Origin of the sequence: Kitasatospora sp. NPDC086009 (genome assembly GCF_044540385.1) — a bacterium.
Lineage (GTDB): Bacteria > Actinomycetota > Actinomycetes > Streptomycetales > Streptomycetaceae > Kitasatospora.
The window spans coordinates 50,024-68,304 of the sequence record NZ_JBITSA010000021.1; the positions used below are offsets into that span (position 1 = coordinate 50,024).

Here is an 18,281-nt window from a genome sequence, read left to right on the forward strand (position 1 = left end):
CCGTGAGCCCGGTCCGGGTGCTGGTCCACCTCAACAACCTCGCCCTGGGCGGCGCCCAGCTCAACGCGGTCGACATCGCCCGCACCCTGCGCGACCGCGGCCACGATCCGGTGCTGTTCGCCCAGGGGGTCGCGGGCCCGGCCCCGCTGCTCGACGTCGCGGCCGGCCACGGCCTGGACGTGGTGGTCGCGGGCGGGCCCGACACCCCGCGCGCGGACGTCCGCCGCCGGCTCGGCCGGCTGGCCGCCGAGCACGGCAGCCAGCTGCTGCACGCCTGGGAGGTCCGGGCGGCGCGCAACTCCTACTTCGGGCCCGGGCGTTACGGCCGTCTGCCGCTGGTCACCACGTTCTACGGGATCCGGATGCTGCGCGGCCTGCCCCGGCACCAGCCGCTGGTGCTCGGCCTCGGCGCCCTGCTGGGGGACGGCCGGGCCTTCGGGCACCAGGACGTCAGCCTGATCGAGCCGCCGGTCAACACCGCCACCGACGCGCCGGGCCGGGGGGACGGCGCCGCGTTCCGTCGTGAACACGGCATCCGGGACGACGAGTTGCTGCTCGCGATCGTCACCCGGCTGGTCCCCGCGCTGGAGAAGGACGCCGGCGCCGAGCTCACCGTCGAAGCCGTCCGGCAGCTCGACGACCCGCGGGTGCGGCTGGTCGTCGTCGGCGCCGGCCCCAGCCTGGAGCGGCTGCGCACCCGCGCCGCCTCGGCCAATGCCGCGCTCGGCCGCCAAGCCGTCCTGGTGCCGGGGCAGTTGGCCGACCCGCGGCCGGCCTACGACGCCGCCGACATCGTGCTCGGCATGGGCGGTTCGGCGCTGCGCGGCCTGGCCTTCGCCAAACCGGTCGTCGTCCACGGCGCGGCCGGCTACACCGCCGTCCACGAGCCGGGCCCGCTGGTCGAACCGCACGCCTCGCGCTGCATGTACGGCTTCGGCGACGGCTCGCGCGTGCCCGATCCGCTGGTGGCCCAGCTCCGCGGGCTGCTCGACGACCCGGACCGCCGGGCGCGGCTGGGCGCCTGGGGCCGGGAGTGGGTGGACGGGCGGTTCTCGCTGGACGGCGTCACCACCGCCTTCGAGGACCTGTACACCCGGGTGCTGGCCCGCCCGGCGCGGGTGACCGGCTGGCTGAAGGACCTGGAGCAGATGACCAGGTACGAGTTCACCAAGCCGGCCGCCCTGCGGTTGCTGGGGCGGTGACCCAGTCGGGCCCGCCCGCCCGCCGCCCTGTCCGGTGCCGGGCGGACCGCCGGCCGGACGGCTAGCGACGCAGCAGCAGGGTGACGAAGCCCAGCGTGCCCCGGTAGCCGTGCAGCCACTCGGCGCGGTGCCGGTCCACGGCTTCGCGGGCGGCCGCCGCGTCCTGGTGGTCCGGGTTGTCCAGCGCCCACTGGGCGAGCGAGCCCGTCCAGGAGAACTCGTAGTCGTCCCACTCCTGGAGGCTGCTGACGTAGCCGTACACCGGGGTCCAGCCCTCCGCGATCACCCGGTCCGTGGTGGTCGCCAGGTCCGCGAACTCGTCCCGGGTCGCGCCCAGGCCGTCCAGCGCGGCCTGGGTGGGCTCGCGCTCCCAGAAGCCGTCGCCGACCATGACCAGGCCGCCCGGCGCCAGGTGCTCGCGGGCCGCCGCGAGCGTCGGCAGCAGCCCGCCGAAGGCGTGTGTCGCCCCGATGTTCAGCACCAGGTCGAACGGCTCCCGCGAGCTGAACTCCTCCGCGCTCTGGTGGTGCAGGCCGAGCCGGCGCTCCACGCCGAGCGCCTCCGCGGTCTGCCGGGCCCGGGTGAGGGCCGCGGCGTCGAGGTCCACCCCGACCGCCTGCCAGTGCGGGCGCGCGGTCAACGCCCGGACCAGCCAGCCGCCCTCCCCGCAGCCGAGGTCCAGGGCCCGGCCGGCGTCGGTGTGTTCGGTGGCCCGGGCCAGCAGCCGGGCCACCGACTCGTCGGTGATCGGCGCGGCGATGGGGTGGTGGACATGGGCGAGGCGGGAGATTGTCTGACGATCCATTTGATCATTGTGGACCACGTCGCGCTCAGTACGTGCGGCCTTTCCAGGCCGCCCCGCGGCCCCGCCAGTGCTGCACCGCCGAGTCGACCGTCATCAGCAGGTACAGCGACGCCGTGAACGGCAGCAGCAACGCGGCCGGCGCCGGCTGCCGGTAGTAGCGCAGCATCGGGAGGAAGGTCCCCGTCATCAGGGCCCAGGCCGCGCCGCCCGCCGCCGCCACCGCGCCGTGCCCGGCGGCCAGCCCGGCGACGGTGGCCACCGGTGGCACCAGGTAGACCAGCGTCAGCCCCAGCACCGTCCCGGCCAGCAGGAGCGGGGAGTGCCGCAGCTGGGCGTAGGCGCTGCGCGAGACCATCCGCCACAGCTGGGCGAGCCGGGGATAGGGGCGGACGCTGTCCACCCGCTCGGCCAGCCCGAGCCAGATCCGGCCGCCGGCCGCCTTCACCGCACGGGCCAGCGACACGTCGTCGATCACCGCGCCCCGGATCGCCGCCACCCCGCCCGCGCGCTCCAGCGCCTCCCGCCGCACCAGCGAGCAGCCGCCCGCCGCGGCGGCCGTCCGGGCCCCGGGCCGGTTGCTGCGGCGGAACGGGTACAGCTGGGCGAAGAAGTAGACGAAGGCCGGCACGATCAGGCGCTCCCAGCCGGTCTCCACCCGCAGCCGGGCCATCTGCGAGACGAGGTCCCGCCGGTCGCTCTCGGCGGCGGCCACCAACTCGGCGAGCGAGTCCGGGCCGTGCGCGATGTCCGCGTCGGTGAGCAGCAGGTACTCGACGTCCGGGCCGGCCAGCTCCACCCCGTGCCGCAGCGCCCACAGCTTGCCGGTCCAGCCGGGCGGCAGCGGGGGAGGGGTGGTGACGGTCAGTTCCAGGCCCCCGGGCCCGGCGAGCGCGGCCGCCAGCGCGCCGGTGCCGTCCGAGCTGTGGTCGTCCACCAGGATCACCCGGGCCCGCCCCGGGTACTTCTGCGCGAGCAGGCCCGGCAGGCTGAGCGGCAGCACCTCCGCCTCGTCCCGGGCCGGCACCACCACCGCGACCTGCGGCCAGCGGACCGGTGGCCGGCGGGGCGGCAGCCGCACGTCGGTGCGCCAGAACAGCCCGTGGCAGCAGGCCAGCCAGAGCCAGACCAGCAGGGACAGGACGGCGATCCACAGCAGGACGGTCACCCGGGCAGTCTGCCGCACCCGGGGCCCGCCACGGGGTATCGACTAGAGTCTTGCCCTGTGAAGATCGCACTGATGGACTCGGGAATCGGCCTGCTGGCCGCCGCCGCCGTGCTTCGGAACCTGCGCCCGGACGTCGATCTGGTGCTCTCCTCCGACCCGGCCTCCATGCCCTGGGGCCCGCGGACACCCGAGCAGATCACGGCCCTCGCGCTGGGCTGCGCGCGGGCGGCGGCGGCCCTCGAACCGGACGCGCTGGTGATCGCCTGCAACACCGCCTCCGTCCACGCGCTCGCCGCGCTCCGCGCCGAGCTGGAGCCCGCGCTGCCGGTCATCGCCACCGTCCCGGCCATCAAGCCGGCCGCGGCCGTCGGCGGACCGGTCGCGATCTGGGCCACCCCGGCCACCACCGGCAGCGCCTACCAGCGCGCTCTGATCCGGGACTTCGCCGGACCGGCGGCAGTCACCGAAGTCGCCTGTCCGGGCCTGGCGGACGCCGTCGAGCACGGTGACGACGCCGCGATCGACGCGGCCGTCGCCGACGCGGCGGCCCGCACGCCGGCCGGCACGGCGGCCCTCGTCCTCGGCTGCACCCACTACGAGCTGGTCGCCGACCGCATCCGCGCGGCCGTCGCGCCCACCGCCGCCGCCCACCTCACCCTGCACGGCTCCGCCGACGCCGTGGTGGCCCAGGCCCTGCGCCGGGTCGCCGACCCCACCCGCCGGGGCACCGGTACCCTCACCGTCCTCCACGCGGGCCGCAGCGCCGCCCTCCCGCCCGCCGTGCTCCTCTACCCGCAGGGCCTCGACCTCACCGCCCCGGCCGCCTGACCCGAACAGCCGCCGCGGCGGCCCGGCTGTCGACCCCTCACGCGCGGACCGCGCAGGGAGCCGCTGCGTGACGGCTCCGCCGGCCCGGCCGTCGACCCTTGGCATGGTAGTGCGCGTACAGAAGGTCGGTGCGGGAGAAGGCCCGCCGGCCGGTCCACCGTCGGCGCTCGGCTCGCCCCCCTCGCCCCCCTCGCCCCCCTCGCCCCCCTCGCCCCCTCGCTGCGGAGCCGGCGATGCACGGGACGTCGGACCGGCCGACGCACCGCGCACCGCCGCCGCCGTTACGCCACGGCCTGGCCGCGCCAGCGCCGGTAGGCCGGTTCGAGTCCGGAGAGGATGGTGTCGAAGCGGCGCGTGTTGGTGGTGGAGTCGACCTGGAGCCGGCTGATCTGCAGCGGGTGGTCGGGAAGGCGCGGGCCCAGGCGGTGGTCGGAGAGGAACCCGAGCCGGTACCCCAGCTCCTGGAGGACGGTTTCGGCGCGCGGGTCGTGCCCTCCGTCGGGATAGGCGAAGGCGGTCGGCGGCTCGCCCAGCCAGCGGGTGAGCGCCTCGTGCGCCCCGGTGATCTCGGCCCGGACGGTGACGTCGTCGCAGCGTCCGAGACAGGGGTGCCCCTGGGTGTGGTTGCCGATGGCGACGCCGCCCGCGCGCAGGGCGACGAGGTCGGCGGGGGTGAGCTGTTCCTGCCGGGGCGGTCGCCGGTCCGCGCTGACCCGCAGTTCCTGGAGGCTGCGCCGCCGGTCGGGGTCGGGCATGGCCTTGAGCCGGCGCAGCACCTGGGAGGGGTGCCCGCAGTCCAGCGAGCGGGCGCGCCCGCCGTGCCGGGCCAGGAAGTCGGCCTCGTGCCACCAGAACGGTTTCTCCGTGCCGATCAGCTCGGAGATGACGAAGGCGGCGGCCGGGATGCCCCGGTCGTTGAGCGCCGGCAGGGCGTGCGTGAGCACGCTGCGGTCGGCGTCGTCGAAGGTGACCAGGACACTGCGGGCGGGCAGCGGCCGCCGCTCGGCGACGGCCTGCTGGACGGCCGCCAGCGAGACGGGGGTGGCGAGTCTTCGGAGCCGGTCGAGCTGGGCGCCGAAGGACCGCGGATCGGTCACGCCGTGGTAGGCGAGCACGGCGAGCCGCTGCGCGGCCCGGGCCCGGAACAGCGGTTGGACGGGGGCGAAGCGCAACCAGTCGCCCCGCTCCTCGGGCCGGTCGGCCGCGGTCGGCGCGGCGTGCCGACGGGCGGCCTGCCGTCCGCGCGGCAGCGGTTGGGGGACCGCCGCGACCGCGGGGGCCGCCGCCGGCCGGCCCGGTGCGGGCGGCGCGGTCACGGACTGCGCGGTCATCGGTGGTGCGGCCGCCGAGTGCCCGGTGGCCCGTCGCCGAGCGGCCGGCTGCCCGGCGGCCGCCTGCGGCAACGAGCGCACGTGGGCGCTCGGCAGGGTGCTGATGACGGACCCGATCCGGGCCATGGAGGTCGACGTCGTGGACTTGGACTGCGGCACGGTTCCCCCTCGGTCGCCGGTGCGGCGTGGCGGTACCGCCGGAGGTTGGAGCCCGGCCTCCGACTCCAGGGCACGGCGGCTCCGCCCCCTGGTGTTTTCCGGTCCTCGGCGGGGACTCCCAACCCGCACCTCGGACGGCTCCTGGATCGCTCAATGTAGTGGAGACAGATGTGCCCGGTGGATGGTTGTACCGGACAGCCGAGGAATTTTCGCGGGCCGAAAACAGGCGCCTCCGGGCGTACGTCGGAGCAGCGGAGGCGCCCGTGACCGGGCGAGACCCCGTTGCGGAGAGTAGTCGAGATATCGCGTCCTGCGGGCTGCCTCCCGGGCCGCTCCGGGGTACCTTGGCCTCATGGCAGATGCGGAACGTGATCATTTGCACCCTCATGGGGCGACCAGGATGGCCCGCGTGTGGAGCGGTGGCGCGCTGGTCACCCACCAGCTCCCGCTGGCCGTGGTCGGTCTGGCCTGTCTGGCGCTCGGCATCGTGGTCGCCGTGGCGGTTCCGGACAGTGACGGCCCCGCGTGGGCGATGGCCGTGGCCGGCTGCCTCGCGGCCGGGGTGCTGCTGCTCGGCCGGATCGCGTTCGCCCTGCTCCGGTACCGGCGCGGCGCCACCCTCTGAGGCACCGGCCCACGGACCCGCGTCGTCCTCGGCGCAGGCCCGGGCCCCGGGAGGCGGCGGGCGGCGCCTCCCGGGCCGCCCGGCCCGTGACCCGGGTCCGTGGCCCGGTCCGTAGCCCCGCCGCGCGGCCGTGACGTCCTGACCGGCCCGTGAGCCGCCCCGGCCGCTACCGGCCGTCACCTGAACGGGCGATCGAGCCCGACCGGTCGGATCGGCCGGTTTCGGCCCATCTGCCTACGCCTTCTCGCTTCTTTCACAATTCCGGGCCATCAGCCCCACAGTTCCCCCTACTGTGATTTCCGTCCGGCAGCCAACTGCGCCGGATGCGAGGCCACTTGACGGCGCCGGGGAGGGCGTCGCAGAGGGGGGGAGCAATGAGCGGCACCGCCGCGCCCGGAGCACCCGAGGCGGCCGGACCGGCCGGAGGCATCCGCACCAGGGTCAAACGCCAGCTGGCCCGCAGGGTCGGGGCCCGGCCCGGCGAGGGCGCCACCGTCCTGATCTACCACCGCGTCGGCGGCGACAGCCCCGACGAGCTCGACGTCAGCACCGCCGACTTCACCGCCCAGGCCGACCTGCTCGCCGAGCTGCCGCCGGGCCGGGTGGTCTCCCTCGACGAGGCCGTGGACCGGATCGAGGCCGGCCGCCGCACCCCCGCCACCGTACTCACCTTCGACGACGGCTTCGCCGACGTGTACGACAACGCCTGGCCGCTGCTGCGCGACCGCGCCCTTCCGTTCACCGTCTACCTCGCCAGCGGCCACGTCGGCGGTGAGATGCGCTGGGAGGGGTCGACCGCCAGGACCACGGGCGCCCCCGCGCTCAGCTGGGAGCAGCTGCGCGAGATGACCGCCTCCGGCCTGTGCACCGTCGCCAACCACACCCGCAGCCACGCCCGCCCCGAGCTGCTCACCACCGCCGAGCTGGACGCCTGCAACGACGACGTCGAGCAGCACCTCGGCGTCCGCCCCCGGCACTACGCCTACACCTGGGGCGTCCCGGTGCCCCACATGGAGCCTGCCCTGCGCGCCAGGTTCCGTACCGCCGCCACCGGCGAGGTCGGCCGCAACGCGCCCGGCGCCGACCCGGTCCGGCTGCGCCGGGTGCCCGTCCGCCGTACCGACCCGATCGACTTCTTCCGCGCCAAGCTCTACGGCCGGCTGATCCCCGAGCGCGCCTACGCCCGGATCGTCGCCACCGCGAAGGCGGTGGGCGCCCGTGCCTGACCCCACCCCGATACCCGCCGCCGCGGCCGCCGGACCCGCCCCGCGGCTGCGCGGCCCCGGCGGCCGGCCGCTGCGCGTCGCCCACCTCACCACCGTCGACATGAGTCTGCACCTCCTGCTCGCCACCGAACTCAAGGTGGATCTGGAGGCCGGCTTCGACACGTACGGCATCAGCGCGCCCGGCCCGTACGTGTCCGAGATCGAGGCGATCGGCGTCCGGCACGAGCCGCTGCACGCCCTGACCCGGTCCTGGCGGCCGCGCGCCGACGCCGCCGCCGCCCGCGAGCTGCTCGCCGTGCTCGACCGGCTGCGACCCGACGTCCTGCACACCCACAATCCCAAGACCGGCGTCCTCGGCCGTGTGCTCGGGCGGCTGGCCCGGGTCCCGGTCGTCGTCAACACCTGCCACGGTCTCTGGGCGCAGGCCCACGACCCGCTCGCCAAGCGGGCGTTCGTCCTCGGCGCGGAGGCCTTCGCCGCCCGCTTCTCGCACGCCGAGCTGTACCAGAACGGCGAGGACCGCCGCACCCTGGCCCGGGCCGTCCCGGGCCGCCGCTCACGGGTCGTGGGCAACGGCGTGGACCTCACCCGTTTCGCGACCGCCCCCGGCGACCGGGCCCGCGCCAGGGCCGGGCTGCGCGCCGAACTCGGCGTCGGCCCGGATGAACTGCTGGTCGGCGGCGTCGGCCGCAGGGTCGCCGAGAAGGGCATCCGCGAGTACGCGGAAGCGGCCCGCGCGCTGGCCGGCAAGGCCCGGTTCATCTGGATCGGTCCCGACGACCCGGACAAGCCCGACGCCCACGGCGCCGAGTCCGGCGTCGAGTTCCCCGGCCCGCGCGGCGACATGCCCGCGGTGTACGCGGCCCTCGACGTCTTCGTCCTCCCCTCCTACCGGGAGGGGTTCTCCCGCTCCGCCATGGAGGCCGCCGCCGGCGGCCTGCCGATGGTGCTCAGCGACATCCGCGGCTGCCGCGAGATCGGCACCCACGACGAGCACCTGCTCCTCGCCCCGCCCGGGGACGCCCGGGCCCTCACCAGCGCGCTGGACCGGCTCCTCACCGAACCCGGCCTGCGCGAACGGCTCGGCGCCGCGGCACGGCGCCGCGCCACGGCCCACTTCGACCAGCGCGCCGTCGCCGGGGTCTCGCTGGAGACCTACGCGGCCGTCGCCCGCGCCAAGGCACTGCCCTGGACGGTCGACTGAACCCACGCACTCCCACCAGACCGCATCAGGGGGAAGGACCGTCATGAAGCGAGGGGGGGACCTCGCGGTCACCGTCCTGGCCGGGATCGTCGCGATTCCGCTGGGCCTGCTGATCGCCCTGCTGATCCGCTGCACGACAGGCGGACCGGCGCTCTTCCGCCAGACCAGGACCGGATGGCACGGGAAGGAGTTCGAGATCCTCAAGTTCCGCACCATGCGGGACAAACGCTTTCCCGAGGAGCCGGACGCGCCCCGGATCACCTGGCTCGGTGACCTGCTCCGCAAGACCAGCCTGGACGAGCTGCCGCAGCTGTGGAACGTGGCCCGCGGCGAGATGGGCGTGATCGGGCCCCGGCCCACCCTGCCCGAACAGGTCGTCCACTACTCCCGCCGCCAGCGCGGCCGGCTCGACGTCCGGCCCGGCCTCACCGGCTGGGCCCAGGTCCGGGGCCGCAACTCCCTCACCTGGCCCGAGCGGATCGAACTCGACCTCTGGTACGTCGAGCACCGCTCCCTCCGGGTGGACCTGCGCATCCTCGCGCTCACCGTCGGCGTGCTGCTGCGCCCCAGCGGGATCACCGCCGCCGGCGGCGTCAACCCCGGCTTCCCGGCGCCCACCGAGCCGCTGACCGCCGGACCGGCGGCCGCCGGCCACGAGAGCACCGGCCACCAGCCCGCCTCCCACCAGCCCGCCTCCCACCAGCCGGTCGGCTCCGCCGCCAGGCCCGCCGATCCCGCCGTCCGGCCGCTCACCACGATCAGCCTGCCCCGGCAGGCCACCGCGCCCCGGCTGGCGCAGCCCGTCCGGACCGCCGTCGAGGAGGTGTCCTGATCCCCGAAGCGGGCAGGATGGCCGCCATGGCCACCGACCACCGAGCACTCTGGATCGCCGGCGCCGGGGGCGTCGGCCGCGAGGCACTGGACACCGCCCTCGCGGCCGGCGTCCCGGTCGCCGGCTTCCTGGACGACCGCGGGCACGGCGGCACCGTCCGCGGCCTACCCGTCCGCCGGCCCGACGACGTCCCGGCCGGCGCCCGCTACCTGGTCGGGATCGCCGCCCCGGCCGTCCGGCAGCGGCTCGGCGCGCTGCTGGAGGCCCGCGGCGCGCTGCCCGCCACCCTCGTCCACCCCCGGGCCCTGATCGCGCCCGACACCGAACTCGGCCCCGGCTGCCTGGTGATGGGGGGTGCGTACGTGTCGAGCAGCGTGCGGCTCGGCGCACACAGCCAGGTCCACTACAACGCGACGGTCGGCCACGACAGCGTGTTCGGCGAGCGGGTGACGGTCTATCCGGGCGGCAACGTCTCGGGCGCGGTGCTGCTCGCCGACGGCGCCACCGTCGGCAGCAACGCCGTGGTGCTGCAGGGGCGCCGGATCGGCGCCGACGCCTTCGTCGGCGCGGGCGCCGTGGTGACCAGGGACGTCCCGGCCGGTGAGGTGGTGGTCGGCTCCCCGGCCCGGCCGCTGCGCGGATAGCGGCCGGGGACGCCGGCCGTCCGGGTTCCCCGCCGGCCCGGCCGGGTGGTGCCCGCCAAGCCGGCGGACGGCGGCCCGCACGGGCGACCGTCCGCCGGCGGCAGGCTCCCCTGCGCGCGGGCAACGCCAGGGTAGGGGCCCGGCGGTGGACTCCCCGGGTGCCTGCCGCGGTGCCGGATAGGGTGCGGGGCATGGCTATCCCCGCGTTCCTCGCCGAACTCCGCGCCGTGGTCGGCACCCGCCCGCTCTGGCTCAGTGCCGCCGTCTCGGTCGTCTTCGACGACGACGACCGGGTGCTGCTGATCCAGCGGGCCGACGACGGCCGCTGGGCCCTGCCCGGCGGCATCCTCGACCCCGGCGAGCAGCCCGCCGACGGCGCGGCGCGCGAGTGCCTGGAGGAGACCGGGGTGGTGGTCGTCCCCGAGGTGCTCGCCGGGGTCGATGTCTCGCCCGAAGTCCGCTACCCCAACGGCGACGTGACCCAGTACCTGGTCCTGGTCTTCCGCTGTCGCCCGGTGGGCGGTGAGGCCCGGGTCAACGACGACGAGTCGCTCGCGGTCGGCTGGTTCGCGCTCCACGCGCTGCCGCCGATGATCGAGGCGGAGCACCGGGCGCTGCGCCAGGCCCGGGAGGGCCGGGGAGCGGCGTCCTTCCTGTGGGAGGGCGGGGAGCGTCCGTGACCGGCCCGATGGCCGATGTCCCCCTGCTGGACGGGCCGGTGGAGGTCCGCGGGGCCCTGCACCTGGAGCGCACCGGGTACGGCCTGCGGCCCTGGCGGCTGCCGGCCTGGACGGTCGCGCAGTTCCCGGACGAGGCGCTGCGCCGGGTGGCCCAGATGCCCTCCGGGGTCCGGCTGGCCTTCCGGACCGCGGCGACGGTGCTCGAACTCGCCCTCCGGACGCCGGCCGATCCCGTGCGCCCCGGCGCGGTCGAGCTGGCGCTGGACGGCGTGCGGACCGACCGCGCCGCCCTGCCGGTGGCCGGCGGGCCCGCCGAACTGCGCTTCACCACCGCGCCGGTGACCTCGGCGCCGGGCGACGGCGCCACCGAACGCGAGGTGGAGCTGTGGCTGCCGCAGTGGACCTCCGTCGAGCTGGTCGCGCTGCGCGCCGACGCGCCCGTGCTGGCGCCCCGCCCGAGCGGCCGCCGCCGCTGGCTGCACCACGGCAGCTCGGTCAGCCAGGCCCCGGAGGCCGATTCGGCCGCCCTTACCTGGCCGTGGATCGCCGCCGGCCGGGCCGGCGCGGACCTGCTGAACCTCTCGCTGGCCGGCAACGCCCACCTGGACCCGTTCACCGCCCGGACGGTGCGGGACCAGCCGGCCGACCTGATCAGCCTCAAGCTCGGCACCAACGTGCTGTCCGCCGCCTCGTTCCGGCGGCGGACCTTCGGACCGGCCGTGCACGGCTTCCTGGACACCGTCCGCGAGGGCCATCCGGACACCCCGCTGCTGCTGGTCTCCCCGCTGTTCAGTCCGCCGTTCGAAGGCACCCCCGGACCGGGCCGGTACGAGGAGACGCCCGACGGGCCCCGGTTCGCCGCGACGGGCGACCCCGCGGACGTCCCGGCCGGGGCGCTCACCCTGGAGACGGTCCGCGCCGACCTGGCCCGGATCGCCGCCGTCCGGTCGGCCGGCGACCCGCACCTGCACTACCTGGACGGGCTCGCGCTGCTCGGACCGCGGGACACCGACGGGCTGGCCGACCTGCTGCACCCGAACCCGGCCGGGCACCGGCTGATCGGCGAGCGGTTCGCCGCGCTCGCCTTCGGCCCGGGCGGCGCCTTCGCCGAGGGCTGAGCACCGGGCTGTGAGCGCCGGGCTGTGAGCGCCGAGCCGCGAGCACCGCACCGCCCCGGCCCCGCCCCGCGCGTCAGAGCGTGCGGAACCACTCCGCCGTACGCTCCAGCCCCTCGCGCAGCGCCACCGGCCGGACGTCCGGGAAGAGCTCGCGCAGCCGCGCGTTGTCGGCCTGCGAGTCCCGGACGTCGCCGGGCCGCGGGTCGGTGTGGGTCACCGCGACCGGCCGCCCCAGCACCGACTCCATCGTGCCGACCAGCTCCAGCAGCGACGTCCGGGTGCCGAAGGCCAGGTTGACCGGATCGGCGTGCACCACCCGGCGCAGCACCGCCTCGGTGATCACCTCGGTGACGGTGCCGACGTAGGTGAAGTCCCGGCTCTGGCCGCCGTCCCCGTGCACCGTCACCGGCCGCCCGGCCAGGGCCGCGTCCAGGAAGGCCGGTACCACGGCCGCGTAGGCGTGCCCGGCGGGCTGGAGCGGGCCGAAGACGTTGAAGAACCGCAGCGGCAGCACTCCCAGCCCGTAGCAGTGGTGGTAGGCGGCCAGGTAGGACTCCGAGGCCAGCTTGCTGACCGCGTAGGGGCTCATCGGCGCGGTGCGCATGGTCTCGCGCTTGGGCAGCTCGCGGTTGGCGCCGTAGACCGAGGACGAGGAGGCGGCGGCCACGTACAGCCCGCCGGCCCGGCGGGCCGCCTCCAGCACCTCCAGGGTGCCGGTCGCGTTGGCGTGGTGGCTGGCCAGCGGGTCCGCGACGGAGCGCGGGACGGACGGCAGGGCGGCCAGGTGCACCACCGCGTCGGCGCCCGCGAAGGCCTCGTCCAGCAGGGCGGGGTCGAGGATGCTGCCCTCGTACAGGGCGGCGTCGACGCCGGCCAGGTTCGCCTTGTGGCCGGTGGACAGGTTGTCCACCACCCGGACCTGCTCCACCTCGGGGCGGGCCAGCAGGGCCCGAACCAGGTTGGCCCCGATGAATCCGGCTCCGCCGGTGACGACCACGCGCATGGCTGGGGCTCCCCCTCCGCACCCGCCCGGCCCGCCCGGCCCGGCCCTGTGCCGATGGTAGCCGGGCGGTCACCCGCGGTGGGGCGGAACGGCGAGAAGGGCCCGGCGGCCCCGGCCCGCTCAGTCCTTGCGCTGGCGGTACGCCTCCTCGGCCGCGTCCAGGACCGCGGCGAGGTCGCCGCCGGCGGTGGCCGTCGCGACCGCGGCCACCGCGCCCTCCACGAACGGTGCGTCGGCGAACCGGACCGGGAACGGCAGCCCGTGCTCGTCCGCGTCGGAGAGCAGGGCCCGGACGGTGGTCACCGCGCTGCCGAGGTCGGCGAGCATCACCACGCCGTGCCCCTGGTCGACCCGGCGGGTGGCGGCGGACACCAGGACGGCGCTGATGCCCGGACCGGAGTCCGGGTCGCCGCCGGTCGCGGCGACCGGGGAGGGGGAGTCGGTACCGGCCAGCGCGAGCGCCAGGGCGCGTACCGCGGCGGCCAGCTCCTGGCTGTGCGAGACCAGGACGACCCCGACCCGTCCGTGCAGGGGCGGCCGGCCGGGGGCCGACCGGGGCAGCGGGGTGCGCGCGGGCGGGGTGCGAGGCGCCGGGGGGTGGGCCGAGGGGGCCTCGGAGATGGGGATGACATCGGCGCTGGTGCCGTCCCGGCGGCTCATCGGCTGCTCCTGGGGGCGTCGGGGTGCGGGCCCTCCTCACTCTGGCAGCTCGGGCGCCGCCCGGCGGGGCGGGACACGCTCCGGACGGGGCGCCCGGCCCGATCGACGGACGCTTTCCGGCCGCGGGTCCTAGGGGTGTGTGTGCGCCGCGGCCTGATCCGACGCGACTTCGCCCCCATCCCCTAGCACAGCGCGGCGGCCCGCGGGGCCCGCCGGCGGAGCGTCGCCCCCGGTCGGGGGAGTCCTCGGCAACCCGCTGACCGGGGCGGCGGCGGTGACTACGCTGGCCTCGAAAGCCGTCGGGAGGAGACCAGTAATGGCAGCCAATATCGGGACTGACGTGGAGTCGGCCGTGGGCACGGGCGTCGAGGTGCCCGCACCGTCGCCGGAGCTCGCGCCGAGCGGGAAGCCGAAGGTGGACTTCACCGGGGCGACCTGGCTGTGCAGCAGCCAGGGGGTCGGGGATGTCCAGATCGCGTTCGTGGACGGTTACATCGGCATGCGGGACGGCCGCCAGGAGGACGGGCCGGTCCTGGTGTTCACGCCGGGCGAGTGGCGGGCCTTCGTGCTCGGCGCCCGGGACGGCGAGTTCGACCTCACCTGAGGCCTGCCCGGCCTGCCCGGCCTGCCCGACCCGCCTGATCGCCCGTCCTGGCCGCCGCGGACCGGCCGGGAAGCAGGGAGGGAAGTGCCGGAACGGGTCCCGTGAGGGGCCCGTTCCCATCTTGTGATCAGCCTTGAGCGTACCCGGTCATAAATTCTGTTGACTGTTAGACAAGCGCAGCTCAGAGTATGAGCACAGGCAGACGCCGTGCCCACCGCCCCCACGCGGCCAGACACGGCGCCTGCTGTGCAGCCCGGCAGTCACGCCGGACCTGCCTCCCAGTCATCCCCTGCGCACCGGGGGTGCGTTGGCCGGTCCCGGCCCACGAGGGGCCGGCAGTCGCCGGGAGGCTGACACCGCTGCCGAGAGCGACTCGACGTCGGTGCCGGGTGCTCGGGACCCGCACGCCCCCACGCGGCGGCGTCCCGAGCAGATCCGCGGGAGCGACGGGCCGGGGCCCCGCGGACCTTGCTTGTGTGGCTTCGAACTGCTGGCTTGTGTGCTGTGCTGTGTGCGACGACGAAGCTGGGTGCTCGGCGGATCGGCACGACGATGTGCACAGTGAGGGATACGCGTGTAGGGCCGCGTTGCGACATGCCGTCCCCCCGAAGGGTGAAACCCAGAACGGCTGTCGTGCTGAACCGAACGTAGCCCGGACGGTTGCTCAGAGTCAACATTGGTCTCTGAGCGTGGATCTCCGTCCAGCGCCCCACCCACCCCGCGAGAGTGGTGTGCCGGGCACGTACGATGTTCCCATGTCTTTTCTCCGCCGTCGCTCCGGACAGCCCACCGGCCCGGACTTCGACGTGCTCGCCATGGACCCGGGCGACTGGCCCGGTGACTTCGGCGCGGCCATGATGACCGGCCCGGACGGCTCCTGTCAGGGGATTTTCCTCCGCTACGACCTGTTCGGAGGCAGAGGCCCGGCGATGTTCATCGGCAACCTCCCCGAGGGCTCGCCGGCCCGCGAGACCGGGGACGAGGTGCCCTTCGAGGTCCGGCAGCTGCTCGCGGCGCTGGAGAACGAGGAACCGGTCGAGTTCGTCTCGGCGGAGGACTTCCCCGTGATGCTCGGGGACGACCTGCTGATCGTGAAGAAGGTCAAGGTCAGCGAGGGCCGGGTGTTCTGCTCGCAGTTCGGCCGCAGCGACGGCGTCCAGGTCACCATCGCCTCCTGGGACCGACCGATTTCGGACGACCTCTACCAGCTGCTCAAGCCGCTCCCGGCGGACATGTTCCAGCAGGGCTGACCGGCACTCCCGCGGCGGCGCGGCCGGGGCCGTTCCGGGCTCCGGGCACTGCTTGACGATTTCGATCATCGCTTCGTACAGTCGCGAACATGTCGTGCCGTCTCCCGCTGCTGACCCGTCGCAGCTACCTGGACCTGCGGCGCACCGCAAGCGCGGCGTGTCCGGGCCACTGAGGGGGATTCGTCCCCGAGGCGGCGGGTGCCCGGCCGAGTGGCCGGCGCCGATCCGGGGGCGGGTGTTGCGCTGACTTCCGGGGCCGTCCACCGGTACCGCGCGCCCGTCCGGCGTGCCGCCCGCACTTGCCGAGCCCACGCTGCCGCCCGGAGGCACCAGCACCATGACCACCACCGCTGCCGATCAGTCGCCCGTCGCCGCCGCCCTCGCCGGGCTGCCCCGGGTCGTGGACCTGCTGGCGGCCCGCGCCGAGGAACACGACCGCGACGCCACCTTCCCCTACCAGGGCATCGAGGCGGTGCACGAGGCCGGTCTGCTCACCCTCACCGTCGGACAGCGGTACGGCGGCCCCGGCGGCACGCTCGCCGACACCGTCCGGGTGCTCGCCCAACTCGGCCGGGGGGACGCCTCGGTGGCCGTGGTCACCGCCTTCACGCTGCTGCAGCACGCCGAGCAGGCCCGGGTGGCCGCCTGGCCGGCGGCCGGCTACCGGCGGCTGCTCACCGAGTCCCGCCGGGGGCCCGCCCTGGTCAACACCCTGCGCGCGGAGCCGGGCGGCCAGGGCGGCGCCCAGCCGGCCACGGTGGCCCGGCGGGACGGTGACGGCTGGCTGCTCAGTGGCCGAAAGACGTACTGCGCCGGTGCCGAGGCGCTGGCCTGGATGGCCGTCACCGCACGGACCGAGGAGCCGGTGCCGCGGATCGGCACCTTCCTGGTGCGCGGGGACAGCGAGGGTATCGAGGTCGACCCGACCTGGGACCAGCTCGGCCTGCGGGCCAGCGCCAGCCACGACGTCGTCCTGGACGCCGTCCGGGTGCCGGGCGAACTCGCGCTCGGACTCACCGCCCCGAGGAGCAACGGCCCGAGGACCGCCGGCCGGGCCGGCGGGCCCGCCCGCGCCGGAACCGCGCCGTCCGGTGCCGAGGCCAAGGGTGTCGAGGTCAGGGGCGTCGAGGCCAGGAGCGTCGAGGCCGGCGGCATCGAGGACGCGGGTGCCGCGGCCGCGGTGCCCGCCGCCGAACTCACCCGCGCCTGGCACGATCTGGCCCTGTCCGCGGTCGCCCTCGGGGTCGCCCGCGCCGCCGAGCAGTGGCTGGTCCGCTTCCTCCACCAGCGCACTCCGGCCAACCTCACCGAGCCGCTCGGCAGCCTGCCCCGGTACCGCTGCGCGCTGGGTGAGATCGAGGCCCAGCTGATCGGCGCCGAGGAACTGGTCAACGGACTGGCACCGCGGGTGGACCGGGCCGAACCGGACGCCGTCGCCCGGACCGGTCCGGCGCAACTGCTCGCCACCCGGGCGGCGATAGCGGCCGTCCAGCAGGCGGTCTCGCTCACCGGCAACCCCGGCCTGAGCCGGCGTCACCCGCTGGAGCGCTATCTGCGGGACGTGCTCAGCAGCCGTGTCCACTTCGCCCCGGACGAGGCCGTCCTGGACGCCGCCGGCCGGGCCGCCCTGGAGCGCGAGCGGCGCCTCTGACCGGCCGGGCCCCGCTGCGGCCCGAACGGCCCGGGCCCCGGCCGCTCGCGCGCGAGCGGCCGGGGCCCGGGCCGTGCGCCCGGCTCAGCGGGTGCCGACGGCGGCGCGGACGGCCCGGCGGGCCAGCGCCGCGTCGTCGTAGAGCCGGCGGATCATGATCCGCTGCTCCTCGCCGGCGCCGGGCACGTCGTACAGCCGGATCTCCCGCATCAGCACGAGCACCAGGTTCACCAGGAACGCGTCCCGGGCCAGTGTGCCGCCGCTCTGCGCGAGTTGGCTGATCTGCCGGCGGGCGGCGGTGTCCCCGGAGAGGACGCTCCAGAGCACGGCCAGGTCGTAGCCCGGGAGGTACCAGCCGGCCTGCTCCCAGTCGACCAGGACCGGCCCGGAGGGCGCCAGCAGCATGTTGCTGAGCAGGGCGTCGCCGTGACAGAGCTGGAGCGGGGCGTGGCTCAGGCCGTGCAGCAGGCCGCGCAGATCGCCGGCGTCCCGGTCGGTGAGCTGTCCCACCGAGTGGTAGCGGGCGATCTCCACCTGGTAGTCCAGCCGTGGCTGGAAGACGTCGGTCGGCGGCCGCCACAGGTTGAGCGTGCGGACCGCGCCGAGCAGCGCCCGCACCTCGCCCGGGGTCGGCGCGTTGGCGGGGTGGCGCTCCCGGGCGGCGGGCCGGCCGGGCACGCGCTCCATGACGAGCACGCAGCGGTCGTGGTCGGCCGCGACCAGCCGGGGCAGCCGCACCGGCGGGCGGTGCCGGACGAAGGCGCGGTAGACCGCGACCTCGTGGTGGAAGTCGGCCACCAGCTGCTCGAAGTACTCGCTCCGCACCGCCTGCGGGGCCAGGCACTTGGCGACCACCGGCGCGCGCCCGATGGTGCCCGCCACCAGGATGTGGCGGCTCCCCTCGCGCAGCACCTGGCGCGGGGTGAAGGCGGGGCATATCCGGGCGACACCCGCCAGCGCGGCCCGTACGGCCGGGGTCTGCAGCGCCGCCGGGTCGATCCGCTCGGGGGCACCGGGCTGACCGGGCCGCATCGGCGGGCGGAGCATCCGGCCGTCGCCGGGCCGGACGGCCGGCATCCGGGCGCCCGGCGGCAGGACGGACTCGGGGGCACGCAGCCCCAGCGCCGTCCGGGCGGCCTGGCCCCGCGCGTCCGTGGTCCGGCCGTCGGCGCCGCGCGGGACCGCGGGGCGGCTCGGCGGCAGCTGCTTCGGACCGGGACGGCCGGCGGCCGCGCCCGGGGGGCGCAGCGCGGTGCGGGTCGCGGTCGGCGTGGGGGAGGTCGCGGAGGAGTAC

The 18,281-nt window shown here is 76.0% G+C and carries 18 protein-coding genes; 12 read left to right on the forward strand and 6 right to left on the reverse strand.

Features of this window, described 5'->3' with window-relative positions; genetic code table 11:
* Window positions 1-2: 2 nt before the first annotated feature.
* Window positions 3-1,202 carry a glycosyltransferase family 4 protein gene (locus ACIF6L_RS33280; RefSeq protein ID WP_396491332.1) on the forward strand — a complete coding sequence of 400 codons (1,200 nt, stop codon included), beginning with the start codon at window positions 3-5 and terminating at the stop codon, window positions 1,200-1,202.
* A 61-nt stretch (window positions 1,203-1,263) separates the two neighbouring features.
* Here the strand turns inward: ACIF6L_RS33280 and ACIF6L_RS33285 are convergent, their stop codons facing one another.
* Together ACIF6L_RS33285 and ACIF6L_RS33290 are read right to left on the reverse strand one after the other, a co-directional pair.
* Entirely contained in the window at window positions 1,264-2,007 is a 744-nt protein-coding gene (locus ACIF6L_RS33285; RefSeq protein WP_329490821.1) for a class I SAM-dependent methyltransferase, read from the reverse strand.
* 25 nt (window positions 2,008-2,032) lie between these two features.
* Window positions 2,033-3,172 (reverse strand): glycosyltransferase, encoded by a 1,140-nt coding sequence (locus ACIF6L_RS33290; RefSeq protein WP_359808398.1) that lies wholly within the window; start codon window positions 3,170-3,172, stop codon window positions 2,033-2,035.
* Between the two features lie 57 nt (window positions 3,173-3,229).
* Between ACIF6L_RS33290 and ACIF6L_RS33295 the strand changes: the two genes are divergently transcribed.
* Window positions 3,230-4,000 carry an aspartate/glutamate racemase family protein gene (locus ACIF6L_RS33295; protein WP_359837251.1) on the forward strand — a complete coding sequence of 257 codons (771 nt, stop codon included), beginning with the start codon at window positions 3,230-3,232 and terminating at the stop codon, window positions 3,998-4,000.
* A gap of 281 nt (window positions 4,001-4,281) precedes the next feature.
* On the opposite strand, the gene ACIF6L_RS33300 is transcribed toward ACIF6L_RS33295, so the two are convergent.
* Complete coding sequence (locus tag ACIF6L_RS33300) at window positions 4,282-5,490, reverse strand: polysaccharide deacetylase family protein (RefSeq protein WP_396491333.1); 1,209 nt, start codon at window positions 5,488-5,490, stop codon at window positions 4,282-4,284.
* Between the two features lie 400 nt (window positions 5,491-5,890).
* Here ACIF6L_RS33300 and ACIF6L_RS33305 point away from each other — a divergent pair, with 400 nt between their 5' ends.
* The 7 genes from ACIF6L_RS33305 (at window position 5,891) to ACIF6L_RS33335 (ending at window position 11,819) form a co-directional block, all read left to right on the forward strand.
* Window positions 5,891-6,115 carry a hypothetical protein gene (locus tag ACIF6L_RS33305; protein WP_329490825.1) on the forward strand — a complete coding sequence of 75 codons (225 nt, stop codon included), beginning with the start codon at window positions 5,891-5,893 and terminating at the stop codon, window positions 6,113-6,115.
* Window positions 6,116-6,489: 374 nt separating this feature from the next.
* Entirely contained in the window at window positions 6,490-7,341 is an 852-nt protein-coding gene (locus tag ACIF6L_RS33310) for a polysaccharide deacetylase family protein (protein WP_359808393.1), read from the forward strand.
* The gene (locus ACIF6L_RS33315) at window positions 7,334-8,545 is read left to right on the forward strand and encodes a glycosyltransferase (protein WP_396491334.1); all 1,212 of its coding nucleotides are present in this window, start codon (window positions 7,334-7,336) and stop codon (window positions 8,543-8,545) included. Before ACIF6L_RS33310 ends, ACIF6L_RS33315 begins: the two co-directional genes overlap by 8 nt.
* Window positions 8,546-8,588: 43 nt before the next feature.
* A complete protein-coding gene (locus ACIF6L_RS33320; RefSeq protein WP_396491335.1) occupies window positions 8,589-9,377 on the forward strand; it encodes a sugar transferase in 789 nt (262 codons plus the stop codon).
* A 26-nt stretch (window positions 9,378-9,403) separates the two neighbouring features.
* A complete protein-coding gene (locus ACIF6L_RS33325; protein WP_329490829.1) occupies window positions 9,404-10,021 on the forward strand; it encodes an acetyltransferase in 618 nt (205 codons plus the stop codon).
* Between the two features lie 191 nt (window positions 10,022-10,212).
* The gene (locus ACIF6L_RS33330; RefSeq protein ID WP_396491336.1) at window positions 10,213-10,701 is read left to right on the forward strand and encodes an NUDIX hydrolase; all 489 of its coding nucleotides are present in this window, start codon (window positions 10,213-10,215) and stop codon (window positions 10,699-10,701) included.
* A gap of 8 nt (window positions 10,702-10,709) precedes the next feature.
* Entirely contained in the window at window positions 10,710-11,819 is a 1,110-nt protein-coding gene (locus ACIF6L_RS33335) for a GDSL-type esterase/lipase family protein (RefSeq protein ID WP_396491350.1), read from the forward strand.
* Window positions 11,820-11,892: 73 nt separating this feature from the next.
* Here the strand turns inward: ACIF6L_RS33335 and ACIF6L_RS33340 are convergent, their stop codons facing one another.
* Window positions 11,893-12,822, reverse strand: a complete 930-nt coding sequence (locus ACIF6L_RS33340; RefSeq protein ID WP_329490832.1) for an NAD-dependent epimerase/dehydratase family protein — start codon at window positions 12,820-12,822, stop codon at window positions 11,893-11,895.
* Between the two features lie 120 nt (window positions 12,823-12,942).
* Entirely contained in the window at window positions 12,943-13,482 is a 540-nt protein-coding gene (locus ACIF6L_RS33345) for a PTS fructose transporter subunit IIA (RefSeq protein ID WP_329490833.1), read from the reverse strand.
* A gap of 316 nt (window positions 13,483-13,798) precedes the next feature.
* Between ACIF6L_RS33345 and ACIF6L_RS33350 the strand changes: the two genes are divergently transcribed.
* From ACIF6L_RS33350 to ACIF6L_RS33360, 3 genes are all read left to right on the forward strand, one after another.
* A complete protein-coding gene (locus tag ACIF6L_RS33350; RefSeq protein ID WP_352295047.1) occupies window positions 13,799-14,086 on the forward strand; it encodes a DUF397 domain-containing protein in 288 nt (95 codons plus the stop codon).
* A gap of 755 nt (window positions 14,087-14,841) precedes the next feature.
* Entirely contained in the window at window positions 14,842-15,336 is a 495-nt protein-coding gene (locus tag ACIF6L_RS33355) for a hypothetical protein (protein WP_329490835.1), read from the forward strand.
* Window positions 15,337-15,673: 337 nt separating this feature from the next.
* Window positions 15,674-16,987, forward strand: coding sequence for an acyl-CoA dehydrogenase family protein (locus tag ACIF6L_RS33360; RefSeq protein WP_396491337.1), 1,314 nt, complete (start codon window positions 15,674-15,676; stop codon window positions 16,985-16,987).
* Between the two features lie 84 nt (window positions 16,988-17,071).
* Here ACIF6L_RS33360 and ACIF6L_RS33365 read toward each other — a convergent pair whose 3' ends face one another.
* The gene (locus ACIF6L_RS33365; protein WP_380391653.1) at window positions 17,072-18,064 is read right to left on the reverse strand and encodes an aminoglycoside phosphotransferase family protein; all 993 of its coding nucleotides are present in this window, start codon (window positions 18,062-18,064) and stop codon (window positions 17,072-17,074) included.
* Window positions 18,065-18,281: the final 217 nt, after the last annotated feature.

What these genes read in the sequence shown, in the direction of transcription:
- ACIF6L_RS33345 (WP_329490833.1), bottom strand. Translation starts at nt 13,482, where the DNA reads ATGAGCCGCCGGGACGGCACCAGCGCCGATGTCATCCCCATCTCCGAG.
- ACIF6L_RS33285 (WP_329490821.1), bottom strand. Translation starts at nt 2,007, where the DNA reads ATGGATCGTCAGACAATCTCCCGCCTCGCCCATGTCCACCACCCCATC.
- ACIF6L_RS33320 (WP_396491335.1), top strand. Translation starts at nt 8,589, where the DNA reads ATGAAGCGAGGGGGGGACCTCGCGGTCACCGTCCTGGCCGGGATCGTC.
- ACIF6L_RS33340 (WP_329490832.1), bottom strand. Translation starts at nt 12,822, where the DNA reads ATGCGCGTGGTCGTCACCGGCGGAGCCGGATTCATCGGGGCCAACCTG.
- ACIF6L_RS33310 (WP_359808393.1), top strand. Translation starts at nt 6,490, where the DNA reads ATGAGCGGCACCGCCGCGCCCGGAGCACCCGAGGCGGCCGGACCGGCC.
- ACIF6L_RS33360 (WP_396491337.1), top strand. Translation starts at nt 15,674, where the DNA reads ATGACCACCACCGCTGCCGATCAGTCGCCCGTCGCCGCCGCCCTCGCC.
- ACIF6L_RS33350 (WP_352295047.1), top strand. Translation starts at nt 13,799, where the DNA reads ATGGCAGCCAATATCGGGACTGACGTGGAGTCGGCCGTGGGCACGGGC.
- ACIF6L_RS33330 (WP_396491336.1), top strand. Translation starts at nt 10,213, where the DNA reads ATGGCTATCCCCGCGTTCCTCGCCGAACTCCGCGCCGTGGTCGGCACC.
- ACIF6L_RS33355 (WP_329490835.1), top strand. Translation starts at nt 14,842, where the DNA reads ATGTCTTTTCTCCGCCGTCGCTCCGGACAGCCCACCGGCCCGGACTTC.
- ACIF6L_RS33305 (WP_329490825.1), top strand. Translation starts at nt 5,891, where the DNA reads ATGGCCCGCGTGTGGAGCGGTGGCGCGCTGGTCACCCACCAGCTCCCG.
- ACIF6L_RS33365 (WP_380391653.1), bottom strand. Translation starts at nt 18,064, where the DNA reads ATGCCGGCCGTCCGGCCCGGCGACGGCCGGATGCTCCGCCCGCCGATG.
- ACIF6L_RS33325 (WP_329490829.1), top strand. Translation starts at nt 9,404, where the DNA reads ATGGCCACCGACCACCGAGCACTCTGGATCGCCGGCGCCGGGGGCGTC.
- ACIF6L_RS33335 (WP_396491350.1), top strand. Translation starts at nt 10,710, where the DNA reads ATGGCCGATGTCCCCCTGCTGGACGGGCCGGTGGAGGTCCGCGGGGCC.